A 535-nucleotide genomic window follows, 5' to 3' on the forward strand; every position below is an offset into this window, starting at 1 on the left:
GAAGGTGGTTCAAAGTACTGGAAAGCAGACCTTTCGTCATCCCCGCCAGCACTCCGATAAAGCAACCTACGATGGTCGCAATCGCAGTAATGCCAACTGCTGCGCCAAAAGTCAGTTGAGAGCCCATGATCAAGCGCGACAGAATATCACGACCTAAGTCATCGGTTCCTAAAAAGTAATCGACAGTGCCCGCTGGTGCCCATGAAGGGGGAACGAGTAACTCACCAGATTGTGCTTGTGGATCAAACGGAGCAAGCCACGGAGCTAAGATGGTGATCAATACGATCAAGCCTAAACACCACAAGCCAAACATCGCTAACCCGTTAGCGCGGTAACTGCGCCAAAATCGCTCAAACTGAGTTGGAATGCGTTCTTCCTGATAAACGTTATTTGTTAGCATACCATTCTTTTCTCACCAGAGGGTTGATCATGGCGCCAATCAAGTCCGAAAGGATATTGGCAGTTAAAACGAGTGTCGCAAGCACCATTACTCCTGCTTGGATTTAGGCGTAATCTTGGTTGGCAAGCGCATCCA

The 535-nt window shown here is 48.8% G+C and carries 2 pseudogenes; both read right to left on the reverse strand.

Going from position 1 to position 535, the window contains the following annotated elements:
* Positions 1–400: pseudogene (locus tag R7O13_RS30395) on the reverse strand (peptide ABC transporter permease); the annotation flags it as partial.
* A pseudogene (locus tag R7O13_RS30400) lies at positions 387–535 on the reverse strand (peptide ABC transporter permease); the annotation flags it as partial. The pseudogenes R7O13_RS30400 and R7O13_RS30395, both read right to left, overlap by 14 nt.

The organism is Vibrio sp. Y176 (genome assembly GCF_033438945.1).